At 46.3% G+C, this 15,303-nt stretch carries 18 protein-coding genes and 2 pseudogenes; 8 read left to right on the top strand and 12 right to left on the bottom strand.

Going from position 1 to position 15,303, the window contains the following annotated elements:
* Positions 1–166: 166 nt before the first annotated feature.
* Entirely contained in the window at positions 167–1,012 is an 846-nt protein-coding gene (locus NLX71_RS16325) for an ankyrin repeat domain-containing protein (protein ID WP_254364877.1), read from the bottom strand.
* Positions 1,013–1,198: 186 nt separating this feature from the next.
* Between NLX71_RS16325 and NLX71_RS16320 the strand changes: the two genes are divergently transcribed.
* On the top strand, positions 1,199–2,362 hold the full coding sequence (locus tag NLX71_RS16320; RefSeq protein ID WP_254364876.1) for an oxalate decarboxylase family bicupin: 1,164 nt from the start codon (positions 1,199–1,201) through the stop codon (positions 2,360–2,362).
* A gap of 45 nt (positions 2,363–2,407) precedes the next feature.
* Here NLX71_RS16320 and NLX71_RS16315 read toward each other — a convergent pair whose 3' ends face one another.
* Positions 2,408–2,842: a PaaI family thioesterase gene (locus NLX71_RS16315; protein WP_254364875.1), complete on the bottom strand. Its 435-nt coding sequence runs from the start codon at positions 2,840–2,842 to the stop codon at positions 2,408–2,410.
* A gap of 9 nt (positions 2,843–2,851) precedes the next feature.
* Entirely contained in the window at positions 2,852–3,544 is a 693-nt protein-coding gene (locus NLX71_RS16310) for a DMT family transporter (RefSeq protein ID WP_254364874.1), read from the bottom strand.
* A gap of 192 nt (positions 3,545–3,736) precedes the next feature.
* Here NLX71_RS16310 and NLX71_RS16305 point away from each other — a divergent pair, with 192 nt between their 5' ends.
* From NLX71_RS16305 to NLX71_RS16295, 3 genes and pseudogenes are all read left to right on the top strand, one after another.
* Complete coding sequence (locus NLX71_RS16305; RefSeq protein ID WP_254364873.1) at positions 3,737–5,167, top strand: aminotransferase-like domain-containing protein; 1,431 nt, start codon at positions 3,737–3,739, stop codon at positions 5,165–5,167.
* Positions 5,168–5,322: 155 nt separating this feature from the next.
* Positions 5,323–5,810 (top strand): annotated as a pseudogene (locus NLX71_RS16300) (DinB family protein).
* Positions 5,811–6,066: 256 nt separating this feature from the next.
* Positions 6,067–6,939 carry an AraC family transcriptional regulator gene (locus NLX71_RS16295; RefSeq protein WP_254364872.1) on the top strand — a complete coding sequence of 291 codons (873 nt, stop codon included), beginning with the start codon at positions 6,067–6,069 and terminating at the stop codon, positions 6,937–6,939.
* A gap of 144 nt (positions 6,940–7,083) precedes the next feature.
* Here the strand turns inward: NLX71_RS16295 and NLX71_RS16290 are convergent, their stop codons facing one another.
* The 3 genes from NLX71_RS16290 to NLX71_RS16280 all read right to left on the bottom strand — a co-directional run bounded on the left by NLX71_RS16290 (position 7,084) and on the right by NLX71_RS16280 (position 8,275).
* Complete coding sequence (locus NLX71_RS16290; RefSeq protein ID WP_254364871.1) at positions 7,084–7,503, bottom strand: SRPBCC family protein; 420 nt, start codon at positions 7,501–7,503, stop codon at positions 7,084–7,086.
* Positions 7,500–7,829, bottom strand: a complete 330-nt coding sequence (locus NLX71_RS16285; RefSeq protein ID WP_254364870.1) for an ArsR/SmtB family transcription factor — start codon at positions 7,827–7,829, stop codon at positions 7,500–7,502. Before NLX71_RS16285 ends, NLX71_RS16290 begins: the two co-directional genes overlap by 4 nt.
* A 104-nt stretch (positions 7,830–7,933) precedes the next feature.
* Positions 7,934–8,275, bottom strand: coding sequence for a winged helix-turn-helix transcriptional regulator (locus tag NLX71_RS16280; protein ID WP_254364869.1), 342 nt, complete (start codon positions 8,273–8,275; stop codon positions 7,934–7,936).
* Here NLX71_RS16280 and NLX71_RS16275 point away from each other — a divergent pair.
* Positions 8,260–8,595, top strand: coding sequence for a RidA family protein (locus NLX71_RS16275; protein WP_375377934.1), 336 nt, complete (start codon positions 8,260–8,262; stop codon positions 8,593–8,595). The two genes, NLX71_RS16280 and NLX71_RS16275, sit on opposite strands and share 16 nt — an antisense overlap.
* A 241-nt stretch (positions 8,596–8,836) precedes the next feature.
* On the opposite strand, the gene NLX71_RS16270 is transcribed toward NLX71_RS16275, so the two are convergent.
* From NLX71_RS16270 to NLX71_RS16245, 6 genes are all read right to left on the bottom strand, one after another.
* Positions 8,837–9,463 (bottom strand): histidine phosphatase family protein, encoded by a 627-nt coding sequence (locus tag NLX71_RS16270; protein WP_254364868.1) that lies wholly within the window; start codon positions 9,461–9,463, stop codon positions 8,837–8,839.
* A gap of 76 nt (positions 9,464–9,539) precedes the next feature.
* Positions 9,540–9,902, bottom strand: a complete 363-nt coding sequence (locus NLX71_RS16265) for an SH3 domain-containing protein (RefSeq protein ID WP_254364867.1) — start codon at positions 9,900–9,902, stop codon at positions 9,540–9,542.
* Positions 9,903–10,148: 246 nt separating this feature from the next.
* Positions 10,149–10,322: a hypothetical protein gene (locus tag NLX71_RS16260; RefSeq protein ID WP_254364866.1), complete on the bottom strand. Its 174-nt coding sequence runs from the start codon at positions 10,320–10,322 to the stop codon at positions 10,149–10,151.
* On the bottom strand, positions 10,319–11,071 hold the full coding sequence (locus NLX71_RS16255; RefSeq protein WP_254364865.1) for a fatty acid desaturase: 753 nt from the start codon (positions 11,069–11,071) through the stop codon (positions 10,319–10,321). Before NLX71_RS16255 ends, NLX71_RS16260 begins: the two co-directional genes overlap by 4 nt.
* 470 nt (positions 11,072–11,541) lie before the next feature.
* Positions 11,542–11,814 (bottom strand): HU family DNA-binding protein, encoded by a 273-nt coding sequence (locus NLX71_RS16250; RefSeq protein WP_254364864.1) that lies wholly within the window; start codon positions 11,812–11,814, stop codon positions 11,542–11,544.
* Positions 11,815–11,925: 111 nt separating this feature from the next.
* Complete coding sequence (locus NLX71_RS16245; protein ID WP_254364863.1) at positions 11,926–12,129, bottom strand: cold-shock protein; 204 nt, start codon at positions 12,127–12,129, stop codon at positions 11,926–11,928.
* 167 nt (positions 12,130–12,296) lie between these two features.
* Between NLX71_RS16245 and NLX71_RS16240 the strand changes: the two genes are divergently transcribed.
* The 3 genes and pseudogenes from NLX71_RS16240 to NLX71_RS16230 form a co-directional block, all read left to right on the top strand.
* Positions 12,297–13,214: a tyrosine-type recombinase/integrase gene (locus NLX71_RS16240; RefSeq protein WP_254364862.1), complete on the top strand. Its 918-nt coding sequence runs from the start codon at positions 12,297–12,299 to the stop codon at positions 13,212–13,214.
* A gap of 14 nt (positions 13,215–13,228) precedes the next feature.
* Positions 13,229–13,510 carry a DUF4158 domain-containing protein gene (locus tag NLX71_RS16235; protein WP_254364861.1) on the top strand — a complete coding sequence of 94 codons (282 nt, stop codon included), beginning with the start codon at positions 13,229–13,231 and terminating at the stop codon, positions 13,508–13,510.
* Positions 13,423–15,271: pseudogene (locus NLX71_RS16230) on the top strand (Tn3 family transposase); the annotation flags it as partial. The gene NLX71_RS16235 and the pseudogene NLX71_RS16230, both read left to right, overlap by 88 nt.
* Positions 15,272–15,303: the final 32 nt, after the last annotated feature.

Below are 15,303 nucleotides of genomic sequence, written 5' to 3'. Positions count from 1 at the left end.
TAGCCATATCATACCATAATATAACAGTCGCCGACATTTTTTTAAATTCCTATGACTTTAGTAGGATACTTCACTTCCGGATGATTCTTCGTCAACAAAACACAAATTAAAAAAGTCCCTCTTAAGGGACTTTTTCTCTCTCCGACGACAATAAGTTTTATTACTACTATAGAGCAGGCGGTTTACAATCTCCCTCAGGGTTAGAATGAATCAGATTTACGATTTCGATTTGATTTGTGTCAATAGCTCTGTCCAGAGGACTTCCATTATAAGATAGCATTTTACCTTTAAATTTCACCTTTGTTTTAAAGTCAACGCCTAGTTCTAATAATAGTTGAACGATCTCCTTATATCCTAAACCGCAAATCCAAAACAACAACTCTGATTTAGGGGTTGTCTCTTTTTTATAATCCGCCCCATTCGCTAATAAATATTCAGCAATTTTGAGATTGTTTCTCCAACAAGCCCACTTAAACGCTGTTGAAAAATACTTTGTATCGATTCCGTTTTCTACTAGTGTTTTAGTCGCTTCTAAATTCCCTCCATTAAGATTCGTCGTAAAATCAAGCAGAGAGCTTTTTAGACTATCGACTAGATTTATATCGACGCCCCGGGATAGTAGCAATTCAATGATCTTCCTACTTCCGTGAGCACATGCAAAATGAATTGGTTGAAGATTGTTAGGACCTTTAGAATGGATGTCTGCTCCAACTTCAATTAAGTATTTGGTTATATCATAGTGGTTGATAGTAATAGCAATTGATAAAGGCGATTTTCTTCCAACATCTTTAATTTCCTTGTCTGCTCCTGCTTCAACTAAAAGTTTCACAATATCCAGATTCCCGTTTTTGCAACAAATTTGTAGCGGAGTCCCTTGAATTGGATTTGAATAGTCAGTAAGTTTTTTATTGAGCATACTTGGCTTAACTTTAATCAAAAGTTTTTGAACCAAATCTTTATTTTGGTCGTAACAAGCGGAATGTAAAGTTTCTTCAATTATCATTTTTGTCATTTTAACATCCTCTCGAATCATATATTTCCCAATATAAATATTCTTCCTTTATTTAGCTTTTTCCTGCACATTGCCAATACGATTTACTAAGGCTCCATACTGCACTAAACTGCCCGTTCTAAGTGGACATTCTATTCATAACTTATACTAGGCGCTTGTATGTAGGGTATAGAACGAGGGGTGTAAATGATTATGGAAATCGAAAAACGGAATGGATATATACCGCAGCCGATAAGGAATGATGGTGCTGGTTGGTGGGATTTTGGTCCACGGGACGTTATGCGAGACCTTGAGAACCCTGACATGTTAGTTCCGCCCGTCACCGATGCTGGGTCGTTGCCCAATCTGAAGTTCTCTTTCTCTGACTCTCATATGCAGTTAAATCAAGGCGGCTGGTCGCGGGAAGTGACGGTTAGAGAGTTGCCGATAGCAACCACGATTGCGGGGGTGAATATGGCTCTGACTCCGGGCGGTATACGTGAGTTACATTGGCATCAGCAAGCGGAATGGGCAATCATGCTTGTGGGGCGAGCACGCATTACAGCAGTTGACCAGAACGGAAGGAACTTCATTGCTGATATTGCTGTAGGCGACCTATGGTACTTCCCTCCCGGAATTCCGCATTCTATTCAAGGGTTAGAAGAAGGTTGTGAGTTTTTGCTCGTCTTTCCTGACGGTAAATTCTCTGACCTCAATACTTTATCCATCTCCGATTGGTTCGCACATACGCCACAGGATGTACTATCGGCGAATTTTGGTGTTCCAACAAACGTTTTCGCCCATATCCCGAACCATCAGCGATACATTTTTCAAGCAAACGTTCCCGGTCCACTCGAAAGTCAACAGGTAGCAGACCCACAAGGTACGGTCCCAAAAACCTTTACACATCGACTACTTGCACAAGAGCCGATTGTAACTCCGGGCGGGAGTACCGTGCGTATAGCGGATTCAACCAACTTTCCTATTTCCGCTCAAATTGCCGCATCGTTATTGGAAATCAAACCGGGTGCAATGAGAGAAATGCATTGGCATCCAAACAACGACGAATGGCAATATTATATCTCAGGTACGGCACGTATGACGGTTTTAGCACCCAATGGTACGGCTCGTACTTTCGATTATCGTGCTGGGGATGTTGGATATGTACCGTTTGCATTTGGTCACTATATTCAGAATACCGGTAATCAAACCGTGTGGGTATTGGAGATGTTTAAGAGTGACCGCTTTGAAGATGTTTCGCTAAATCAGTGGATGGCGCTTACACCCCATCAACTAGTACAGGAGAACCTAAATGTAGGACCAGAATTCATGAGCGCATTACGAAAGGAAAAATTGTTTATAGTAAAATAAGCCTGCGGTCGCGACCCGAGCTCGGCCGCGACCTCTCCTGCGGGCCTACCTGCCTTGCGCTTTATCGCCCCTTAATGTCATACAAGTGCTTGAGGCATGAGCGATGAGTTTATCGTTCTCGTCTGTAATATTGCACTGGACGAACCCGATGGTCTGTCCACGCTTGTACATCGTAGCATGGGCCCTTATTTTGGCGTTCCATACAGGTCTGAAAAAGTTTACTTTCATCTCAATCGTGGTGAAGGTTTCGTCTTGTTGCAAGGTAGAGCCGTAGGCAATGCCCATGGCCATGTCGGCAAGAATGCCGATGATGCCGCCGTTGCATGTGCCTTGCGGATTCGCGTGTTGCTCCGAAGCCTGCATTTCATACGTGGCCTCGCCCTCTTCTACGCTAATCAGCTTCAATCCCATAAAGCGCTCAACGGGGGACTGATCCAATTCTCCGTTCAGCACTTTCCGATAATGTTCAAGAATGGTCATTTTACATATTCATTCCGACCCTGCGCTTCCGATCCTCTCCGCGCTTGGCATCGTCAAGGCTCCGAAAACCGTTGCCGACAGCACGATTAAAATATTCATCAAGGACCCGAAGCATGTTGTCAAAGCAGTGTAGCGAAGCGGCGACCAGCCTGCAAATTGACTGCCGCCCATCGTATAAACGACCCAGCATAGAGCACCGAGCATAATCAGCAGACTGGCGCCAATGTGATCTTTGGTTTGAACGATTAGGGAGGGATCTCCATTCGTTATGACCAACAGTGCGCCTGAAAGCGCAATGAAAATTGAAATAAAAGTAGACGGCTTGGGTTTACGTTTATGCACAGCCCAATTTACGCATGTCGTCATTAGTGGCATTAACGCCATAATAACGGAGGCAATGATTGCGCCTGACGGTCCGCTGAGCTGTTGTCCGACAAAGGTAAGAAAGCCGAATCCCGAAAACCCTACAGCGCCAAAAAATAGTAACTTCCACGATTTCCCTTCCAATCGGAGGACATTCTTCCCCTCGAAAACAATCAGCATTCCCAGAAGAATGAGGCCAGCCCATATGTAGCGAATCGTTGTGAAATAGAACGGATCGAGAACCTTCAAGGCAACCTGCATGACGGGAAACATGCCTCCCCACGCCAGCGCAGGAATCAAACAGTAGGAGATACCTGTTAGTAAAGTGTTTCTGTTCATATCTAGAACCTTCTTTCATGAGCTACGCGGATTTTCCGGCGGACTTGATCAGAACCTCCTTTTTTCCCATCATAAACGAAGGTGAATAGAACAGATCGAATGGACCAGAACAGAAAGCGGGAGTTTCCTGTATAATAGAGGCACACGCGCAAGTGCGTATTTGCGGGATAATGGGCCTGGGGGCAAAAATATATGAAAAAAACAGTTCTTTCAAGCGGATATGCAGGCAAACTGTTTGAACAAGTCTATGACTATATTGTGGATCGAATCCGTCGCTGCGAATGGAAGCCGCATGATAAGCTTCCCTCCCTCCGCTCGCTGGCGATGGAATTCAATGTGCATCATCTGACGGTCTTTAAAGCCTATCAGCTGCTGAAGGAAAATCGGATCGTGGAAGCGAAGGACAAATCCGGCTATTATGTAAGACCGGACGGCAGTCTTTCTGCGGACTCGCTGCATAATCCGATCATTTCCGCTTACGTGCATGAAAGCCATCTTTCTGAAATCCATCAGGTGCCAGCCGAGTATGTTCTGTCCAGATCGCTGCTCGACCCGAACCTACTCCCTAATCTTTATTTTTCGGAATATGTGAAGCAAGTGTTCGATTTGTATCCCAAAATGCTCGGCACCTACTTTACCGCGCAAGGGGACCAGGAGCTGCGGGATGCGTTGAGCCGCTACTTTACCGATTACCACCGGTTTCACTTATCTGCAGACGAATTGTTGATCACTTGCGGATCGCAGGAGGCCATGGATTTGGTCGCGAGAGCGCTGGTCAAGCCGAGAGACGCCGTTATGTTGGAGTGTCCTACCTACAGCACGGCGATTGACATTTTCAGAAGACAAGGCGCAGCTATCGTTCCGGTCGAGATTCACCCGGACGGCTACGATCTGGAGCAGGTAGAGAAGCTGATGCAAGCCTACAAGCCGCGGCTGTTTTATCTCAATCCCACCTTTCAAAGTCCAACAGGCTATGTTGTTCCCGCCGAACAAAGGAAAAGGCTCGTTGAGCTTGCCGAGCGGTATCAATGTCTGCTGCTAGAGGACGATCCTTACCGTGACATTTATTTTGGCGAAGAGCCGCCGCTGCCTCTTTTTGCTTACGATACAGCAGGCTGGGTCATTTATCTTCGCAGCTTCAGCAAATATATCGCTCCCGGCCTCGGCATCGCCATCGTTGCGTGCCGCCCTTCCATCATGAACTACCTGATCAAAGCCAAATTGTTGTCGGACAGCGGGACGCCTTTGGTGAATCAGAAAATTTTTCTGCATTATTTTTTCTCCGAGCGGCTGCAGCAGCATATGGAGAAGCTTCGCATTGCGCTCGCGGTCCGCAAGGATATCGTAGAACAGGAATTGTCCGCTACCGACTGGCAATGGAACTCCCCCGCAGGCGGATTCAACTTGTGGGTGAAGCTGCCGGAAACGGTGGAGATTGAACGTTTGCTCAGTACATGCATCAAGCAATCCATCACCTTTGTGCCTGGAGCAATTTGCGATCCGCTCAAGGAGTACAAATCATGGATACGCCTCAGCTATTCGTATCTGAATGAGCAGCTATTGAGAGAAGGCATCCTGAGGCTTGTCGAATTGGTAGACGGCGGCAGCGGTTCATCTCAGTAACAAGAACCATTTTTCGGTTAAGCCTACGGATGCGGATGACGAACGTACGTTTGCCATTCATGTCGTACCGCCATCCGATGTCAAACGACCGAGAAAGCCTTTTCACTCGATCGGGTTTATAGTATGCTAGCCGTATAAGGGAGGAGAGGACATCTATGGTGAAACAACTGATCGTCGGAGACGCGATGCATGAGTTGGCCACTACGCGCCGCATCCTGGAGCGCTTGCCCGAGGAGCATATGACGTGGAAGCCGCATGTGAAATCGATGACGTTGGGCGGGCTGGCCACGCACCTGATCAACCTGCTGAACTGGCAAGTCGCGATTTTTCTTTACCCGGAATTCGATCTTTCGACCGTGCCGCATCGGCGGAAAGACGCGAAGACGTGCTGGAGGAATTCGACGCGAACGTCGTCAAGCTTGAAAAGCTGTTAGCCGAATGCGACGAGAAAACGCTGGGCGAGGAATGGACCTTGCGAAACGGCGACCATATCATCCTGCGCCAACCGCGGGCGATCGCGCTTCGCACCTTCGGATTAAGCCACATGGTCCACCACCGGGCGCAGCTTGGGGTTTATTTGCGGCTGCTTGATATTCCGGTGCCGGGCCTTTACGGTCCTTCGGCTGACGAGGAAGGCAAATGATGTTCAAAGAAAATAAATTATTTTCTTAGTGCTTACATTAAGCAAGGGCTCCTTTTTTAGCATTACATGCTACCTGCGTACGTTCTTTAATTTATAATTGGAAATGGATTATAATGAGGAGGACGCTCCCAAGCGAAGGCTTGGGAGCGTCCTTTTTGTTGAACTAACACGAAAAACCCTACAAAATCGTGCAGAAAAAGTCGGGAAGGAAAAAACCTTCTCTGCTATCCTTTGATTAACGAGGGGAGGCAACGTCATGAATATGCTGGCACAACTGAACAACGCTTTAAACTATATTGAGGAGAACCTGACAAATCCTGTTGATTATCAGGAGGTTGTGAAAATAGCCTGCTGTTCGGAATACCATTTTACTCGCATGTTCTCATTCCTAGCAGGCATTACTCTGTCGGAATACATCCGTCGTCGACGTCTAACTTTGGCAGCACTCGAGCTTTCACAAAGTGATATCAAAATTATTGATGCCGCTCTGAAATATGGTTATAATTCGCCTGATTCCTTTTCCAGGGCTTTCCATAGCATGCATGGGGTTAGCCCTTCGGAAGCTCGGGTCCATGGACATTCCCTTAAGGCTTTCCCTCGGATGGTGTTTCAGCTGACTATCAAAGGAGGAAATGAAATGAATTACCGTATTGAAAACAAAGAATCTTTTCGCATCGTGGGGATAAAAAAACGGGTACCAATCATTTTCCAAGGGGTCAATCCGGAGATTGCGTCGATGTATGAAGGGTTGACGCCGGAAATGATTGATGAGATGAAGAGATTTTCTGATGTTGAGCCTTCAGGGTTTATAAGCGCCTCTACAAATTTCTCTGAAGGGCGTATGGAGGAAAAAGGAGAGCTCGATCATTATATTGGCGTTGCCACTACGAAAGACGCATGGAATGGCTTAGATCAGCTGGAAGTGGCGGCCTCTACGTGGGCTGTATTCACAGTTGTCGGCTCTTTTCCGAGTGCGCTACAAGAGATTTGGGGGCGAATATATTCGGAATGGTTTCCGTCATCGGGATACGAGCTAAGTAAAGGGCCTGAAATTCTTTGGAATGAGCACAAAGATATCACATCGCCAAATTTTAAAAGCGAAATATGGATGCCTATCAAAAAGAAATAAAAGCGTTTGTTGGACTAATGAGAACGAGGGATGAATACCCTTTCACCATGAAGCTGCCGCGAAATAATTCCGGCAGCTTCCGTTCCTATCGATATACTTCCCGCTAACCTCATGCCAAGGAGCCTTTTTATGTGGATTAAACGACTATGCCAACACCTTTTCAAGCTCGCCACACCATTTACCCCAGCCATACCTTGCGCCTTCGACTCCTTGAGCATTGGAGAATCCGGTTTGTTCGAGATGAAGGTTAACCTTTCCGTCCCCTAAATCTTGCAGCGTCCAGGTGACCGTATGCTTTTCCCCTCCGCTTGCCCAGGTATAGGACAACCGGTTTGGTGCGTCCACGATAAGCACTTCGCCGTCAATAATTCCATCCCACCATTCGGACGGCTGAGTGCGAAACTGAAAACGATGTCCTACTATGGGCTTAAAATCATTTTCCATCGCCTGACCGGTGTGGATGTTGACCACCCACTTGGCAAGCTTACTTGAATCGGTTAAGGCGGACCAAAGCTTCTCGATCGATGTTGTGTACTGAAAATCCAAGGTTAATGATAAACTCATTCTTCTTCCTCCTCTAGTAGTTGGTTCAAGCGCAACATATTCGTACTCCAGAACTTGCTGTAGAAAGCCACCCAATCTTGAATTTCTCTGAGTGGAGAGGCGTTTAGCCTAAATCGCGTTTCTCTGCCGACCTTTCGGTCAAGTACCAGTCCGGCCTCTTTAAGAATTGTCAAATGCTTGGATACCGCTGTCCGGCCCATTGGAAACTGTGCCGTTAACTCATGAAGCGGTATCTCCTCTTTCTCTGCTAACAGACGAATGAGTCGGCGCCTGGTTGGATCTGCAATTGCGTCAAACACATCCCGCAACGGGTTGTTCTCGCTCACAACACTCTCTCCTAACTATTATTACCAAGAAACGGCCGTTAATTTCACCTTTTAAACAAGATAAAAAACCGCGCACTGCGCGGAACTTCATGACTAGATCTAATTTAATTATTTTGGTTTTTTACTCCCCACTCACATAACTTTTCCAGAACGGGTAATAGGGTTTCCGCTTTATCTGTGAGACTGTACTCGACTTTAGGGGGAACTTGAGGATACTCTTTCCGTTTCACGAGACCATCCGCTTCCAATTCTTTTAGTTGTGAACTCAACATTTTAAATGTAATAGCTCCTATTTGTCTTTTCAGATCGTTAAAGCGAATCGGTTGGTTTTCTGCTAAAAGGTAAATAATAACCATTTTCCATTTACCGCCAATCACTGACATTGTATAACCAAAAGGTGTATCTTGAATATTTCTAACTTTACCTTTATATTCAGCCATACTCATATTTACACTATCCTTTCGGGTATGGACAATTTTCCCACGATATGCAGGGTGCGTTCGTTGGCGAGGGCGATATCGAGGCGCAGACCCGGCAGTCGCTGGAGAACCTCGATCGCGTGCTGGCGGGATTTGGTGTCACGAGGTCGAACATTGCTGAGATGGAGGTCTTTCTAACAAACCCGCAAGAGCATTTCGAGCAGTTCATCGTTCTGTACAAGGAGTATGTGGGCGACCATCGGCCGGCCGTCACTCTTATCGGCGTGTCGGGTATGGCGTTCCCTCATCAACTGATTGAAATTCGCGCCGTCGCACACACCGACTAACTCAGCCTCCGAGGTCGGCGCAGCGCCGGGCGGTCGGGCTTCGAAAAGACGCGACCGCTATTGGCGATCGGCACACATTCTTGGCCTCAAACAATATTACGCGGTGTTTAATCGGCCTATGTTCTTGTCGAGCACAAAGGCTGCCAGATGGATCTGCCGGCAGCCTTTGCTTGTCGTTTATTGAGCTATCGTACCCGTTAAGTTACTCTATTGCCTAACATGTTATGCTTTTCCACTTGAATTAACAGTTATAATCAAGATGGCATGTATCGTTTAATTTTGAAACGTTTTTGTTCTCTGACCATTCGATAATGTTAAGTAAAGTTATGCTGCATGGAGCTATATCAAATGATACTTTTGAAATCAGTTCTTTATCAAACTCCAGCCACCAGTGTATTATTGAATTAATTGTATTTGAATGAGTCACAATCACAGTCGTTTCATGCACTTCGTTCTTAATTCGCTCCATGAATCGCGTCACCCTATCGTGCATCATTGTCCAACTCTCTGCCTCTGGATAAGGTATCCAGTCAAGTATCGGGTAGGTGATGGGTCGCTTTAATTCTTCTGCTTGTTCCTTGGTTTTGTTCGCTGCCAGTCCATTGCTTAATTCCCTGAGATCTTTAACAACAATAGGGCTTTTCGAAATGATTTGGCCTATGATTTCAGCTGTATCGCTTGCTCTTGTAAGGTCGCTGGAATAAAAATTTATCGGTTTACCGCTCAGCAACGAACACAATCTTTCTCCTGTTAATTTCGCTTGAACGCGTCCATTTTCGGTTAAAGGGGTATCTGACCATCCGCCGACTACACCTTTCAATAAGTGTTCCGCTTCTCCGTGTCTGATTAAGTACAATTCCTTTAACAATTTCAATCCCCTTTTTTCGCACGCCCTTGTTCAATTACTCGGCATCATTATCATTTGAAGTTGCAATCCTGAAAAATTACTCTACCGGCTCCACATGATCCAGCGGAACCCAGCCCCATTCTGCTTCTTCCCCTTCCCGCTGGCACCATACCCATTGGTTCAGCTCCCGATGCCCATTCACGATATCGCCGGGGTCCACATTCAATTCGTTGGCGGAATACGATTCCCGAATGATGCCTTCCTGATCGCGCTTCTCGATAATCTGCTCGGGCACCCAGCCCTCCTGCTTCCGGTCGAGCGTATAACAGTAGCGCCAGTTGGGCCAGCCTTCCGGGCCATCATACAATTCTCGCAGAATCACACGCTCTCCGGCTGACAACCGGATCGGCTGGGGGTATTCGGAACGATGGGGCTTGATCACGTTGTATCTACGGTTCATCCTGCTCTCCTCCCTTCTTCCTAGAACATATATTCCTATCATAACAGAAATCGTCTCCTATAAAAATTCCCAATGGCCCACGCGAACCATCGGGAACAAAGCTTTAATATCTTAGAGGGGTTCCGCCAACATTTTAACGAAAAGCTAGATGGGGGAGGGTAGATTTGAGGAGCTTCAAGAGATTGTCGGCATGACTTTTCAATGCTACGCGCATTATGGCACCATTAATTTCCCTTACAGAGGTGTCTACTTTCTAGACTGAGGTTCAGAGTTTCCCTTCGGGCGAGCATTACTGAAACAGGTAATGAAATATGGCAGACCGCAAAAAACTACGTTGCTTTCGTGTATTTGCTGCAAGTTATATTTCGACACCTGAGGATCCAAATGATGAATATGGTGGAAGCCGATATTCCCCGTCATCCATTGCAAAATTCTCGGCAGCTTATAATAGGAACTGAAGTGTACCGGGCGCTCACGTAATCCCATTCGTCCGCATGCTCGTAATACGCACCCTCGAATTGATGCTGCACGTAGAAAAGCCATTTGCCCGCAACGCCGGACAGATAAAGAATCAACCCTTGAATCAGAAGGACCTCTTTCCAGCCCAGCGTCCAGCAGAGCAATCCCATCAAACCGGCCAGCGTCGCGTTCGTGAAGTACGTGTTCATGCGCTCTTTACGTTTAGCGCCTTTCCGGTTCATTCGGTATTCAATCATAAAAAGAAAAATAGGGCCAAGTCCGAACATAACAAACGGGTTGCGGTATAAACGGTATCCCAGACACCTCCATGGGGAGAGCGCGGCATATTCCTTTGTAGTCAACGTCCAAATATCGCCCGTGCCTCTACGGGTTAAATTCCCGCTCGTCGCATGATGAATGGAATGCTCATTTTTCCATTGGTCAAATGGGAAAAAGGTGAGGATTCCCGTTATCGTCCCTATAATTGCATTCGTTTTTTTTCCGGAGAAAAATGACTGATGACAGCAATCATGGAAAATAATGAAGATCCGGACCAGAAATCCGGCAGCCGGAATTACTAGCGCCAATGCGATCCAGATAGAGACCGTCATACTTGCATAAGCGAGAACCCAGAGCAGGATGAAAGGAACGATGCTATTGACCAACTGCCAAACACTCTTCCTCAAATCCGATTTACCATGAGGAGTCATGCCCTTCTTCCAGCGGGTTGAAGTGATTTCATAGTAATCCCCTCTTCTTGGAGACCACTCGCAGCAATGGATTTCCTGAACTCACCAAGAGGTTTTTGACCTTTCGATTCGAAAAGGCAATGTAAAGGAGGCAGCCAAGCAAAAGGCATACGCCCCAAACGGTGAAGATAAATGAAGAAAAAACGCAGAAAATCATTATCAACCACGAACTCTTCTTAATTGTCTTTACAGGTCGATTGTAAAGAATCATTTCTCCACCCCCCCCTTTCCTTGCTTGTGTGATTCTTTAAATTGTTCAGATCGTCCACTTTGCTCTGCAAACTCTGTTTGTTGGAATAAAAATTAATAATGTCATCAATGGTAGAAAATACGACACTAACGTTCGAATCATGTGTACTTGTTTTGATAAAAAACCGCTTTTCTGATGTGGTCACATCTTTATTTTATATTAGCATTTGGTGGCGTTAAGCTTAATTTAAAGCTTCTTTCAGAGTGATTCCTGCCGTGAATACAGGAACTTTACCTGCCGGAAGTTCCACCTCTTCACCGGTTTTGCGGCTTCTTCCCATGCGTGCTTCACGACTACGGACATCAAATTTTCCGAAGCCAACTAATTGAACTTCTTTGCCTTGCTTTAAAGCTTCAAAAATCGAATCCAGTACATGCGTTACTGCTTTTTCAGCATTCTTTTTTGAAAATCCACTAGATTTAGCCACTTCTTCCACTAATTGTTCTTTATTCATTTGCGATACCTCCACTTATATTATTTGAATTACGAAAATGACAGCCTTCGTGCATGGATGCAAGCACGAATAAACAAAAAGCTGCCCGACGTTAAGGGCAACTTGAAAGATTTAATAAACTTTAGAAACGTTCTCAGCCTGCGGTCCACGATTACCTTGGGCCACATTGAACTGGACGCGTTGACCTTCATCCAATGATTTGTAACCATCCCCGACAATCGCGCTGAAATGAACGAATACATCGTTTCCGTCTTCGATTTCGATAAAACCGAAGCCTTTTTCAGCATTAAACCATTTAACTGTACCTGTTTGCATAGAATTCCTCCAAAAATGAATTTATTAACACGATCATTTCAACGACCGCTAATGAAGATTAGCGGTCGTTAGACATTTTCAAACGCATAATTGATGTCCGCTAATGTTTCGGTTAAGATAAGAATACCATGTCCGCTAATGTAAGTCAAGATTTGGAGGATTTGCTAATGAGAGAGACAACCGGGATTTCGGAACAGGGTGAGCAGACTATACAGGATTTCATTCACGCTCTCACTACCCACGAAGATTTGAATCCCAAGACACTAAGGGAATACGCAAGCGACATGAAACATTTTATCAGTTGGTTTGAGACAGCCGAACACCAGGAGGAAGAAGTGATATTTCGAATTGCAGATGTGGCTACTCCAACATTAACGCGGTACCGAGAAGCTTCACAAAAAGTGATGGAATTGAAACCGGCCACCATTAACCGGCGACTTATAACACTGAAACGTTTTTTTGATTGGGCCGTGTCGGAATCTACAATTCGCCGTGATCCTTCAAAGCCGGTCAAATTGGTTCCAGAAGGAAAGGTAAGCCCTCGGCACATGACAGACAAGGAAGAGGCTGCATTAATCGCTGCGGCCGAGCATGGCGGTTCTCTTCGGGATCAGACGATCCTCATTGTCATGCTTCATACCGGCCTCCGAACGATGGAGATTTGTGACCTGGCTCCCAGCGATATTCAAATCGGTAAGCGTAGCGGCCAGCTTACGGTACGATCCGGAAAACGAAATAAACAACGGGAAGTACCGCTTAACGCGACGTGCAGGACCGCTTTGGAAAAATACTTGGCAGTTCTCCCCACGGAAAGTCCTTATCTTTTTCCCTCGGAGAAAACCGGTGATCGATTAACGGAACGGGCTTTGCGTCATTTAATACAAAAATACATGAAAGCGGCCTGGCTCGAAAGATTGAGCGCCCACGATTTACGACACCGGTTCGGCTATGTGATGGCAGAAAACACGCCGTTGCACCGCTTGGCGCAAATTATGGGACACGATAGTCTGGACACAACGATGATTTACGTCAAGGCAACCCGTGCGGATCTGCAAGCGGAAGTCGAAAAAATAGCTTGGCAATAGGGGGATGAAGTACGATGTACGCGAGAGTAAGGGAACTGCTGACTCTAGAGGAACGGCTGCAATATTTACAAATACCGCCTGATCTCGGCGAATGGGAATTGGGCACCTATTTCACATTTACCCAGCATGACCTTGAAATCATCCAGCAGTGGCGAAGAGAATATAATCGACTCGGTTTTGCCGTGCAGTTGTGCGTACTTCGTTATCTCGGCTGGCGCGGCCCGTTGATTACGACTATTTGGACTTATTGGAAAAGAAATTCTATGCGCTCCGGAAATACACGCCAACGCTGCTAAAATCGTTGGAGTTTCGGTCAACCAAGTCCGCAGAGCCGCTAATGAAGGCGGTCGATATCATCCGGGATATGAATGAAATGGGAAAGCGAAAAGTTCCAGAAGGCGCGCCGCTGAATTTCGTTTCGAACCGCTGGCAAAAGCACGTTTACGATGATGACGGAACGATCAACCGGCATTACTACGAAATGGCTGTCCTGACAGAGCTGCGGAATTACGTTCGTTCTGGGGACGTATCCATTGTCGGAAGCCGTCAACATAAGGATTTCGAGGAATACCTTGTACCGAAATCTGAGTATCGATCCTAACGCTACAAAGCTTGCCGTCAGCTTGTCCGCAAAGGAATATCTTGAAGAACGGACTGAATCACTTCTTCAAAGATTAAACTGGGTTTCGGACCACATCGACGAGCTGAACGGCGTTAATTTGGAGAACGGGAAATTGCACATCGAGCGATTGGAGAAAGATGTTCCCGATGAATCCAGGAATTTCAGCCTTTCCCTCTATGAGCTGCTGCCACGAATCAAGCTAACGGATCTGCTCATGGAAGTAGCCAACTGGACGAATTTTCATGAGCAGTTTATTCACGCTTCCAGTAACCGCGCTCCGAACGAGGAAGAAACGAAAATCCTAATGGCTACCCTTATGGCAATGGGAACGAACATTGGGCTTACAAAGATGGCTGAAGCCACGCCGAGCATTTCATATCGGCAAATGGCCAATACAGCGCAATGGCGGCTGTACGAAGACGCAATGAATAAAGCGCAGGCTGTTCTTGTCAATTTTCATCACAAACTGGCGCTGCCCTCTTATTGGGGGAATGGAACGACTTCATCATCTGATGGAATGCGCGTCCAGATCGGAGTTTCGGCGCTTCACGCAGATGCGAATCCCCACTACGGGACCGGAAAAGGAGCTACGATTTATCGGTTCGTGAGCGACCAATTTTCCACGTTCTACGCGAAAGTCATCAATACGAACGCTCGGGATGCCGTACACGTCATCGACGGTTTGCTCCACCATGAAACGGATTTGGTCATCGAGGAGCATTATACGGATACAGCCGGTTACACCGATCAAGTCTTTGGTTTAACACATCTGCTTCGATTTCGCTTTGCGCCGCGCTTACGCGACTTGGTTGATTCCAAGCTCTACGCTATCGGGAAACCCTCCGATTTTCCTAAAATGGAGAAGCTGCTGCGCGGACAGATTCATACAAAGATCATTCAGGAAATCTACGATGATGTTCTCCGACTGGCTCACTCCATCCGAGAAGGCACCGTTTCAGCATCACTCATTATGGGGAAGATCGGTTCCTATGCAAGACAAAACAGTTTGGCTACCGCGTTGCGAGAAATGGGGCGGATCGAGAAAACGATCTTCATCCTGGATTACCTTTCAAGCGAGGCGCTGCGACGAAAAATCCATCGGGGGTTGAACAAAGGGGAAGCCATGAATGCATTGGCCAGAGCGATCTTCTTCGGCAAACATGGCGAGCTGCGAGAACGTGCGCTACAAGACCAGCTCCAACGGGCAAGTGCATTGAACATTATCATCAATGCAATTAGTGTTTGGAATACCGTCTATCTTCAGCAAGCAACAGAACACCGCAAAAAGCAAGGAAAGCTTCAGGAACAACTACTAAACCACATTTCTCCCCTTGGATGGGAGCACATCAATTTCTTAGGCGAATACAAATTCAATTTCAGGCAGAATACGTCTCTAAATTCATTACGACCGCTGAAACAACAGGAGGTTGAATGACCAGTGGTCCGGGCTATACAGCCCGGACTATT

The organism is Paenibacillus sp. MZ04-78.2 (genome assembly GCF_024213375.1).
GTDB lineage: Bacteria > Bacillota > Bacilli > Paenibacillales > NBRC-103111 > Paenibacillus_G.
Note: the sequence above shows the minus strand (reverse complement) of the source record. Positions and strands in the feature narration are given on the sequence as shown.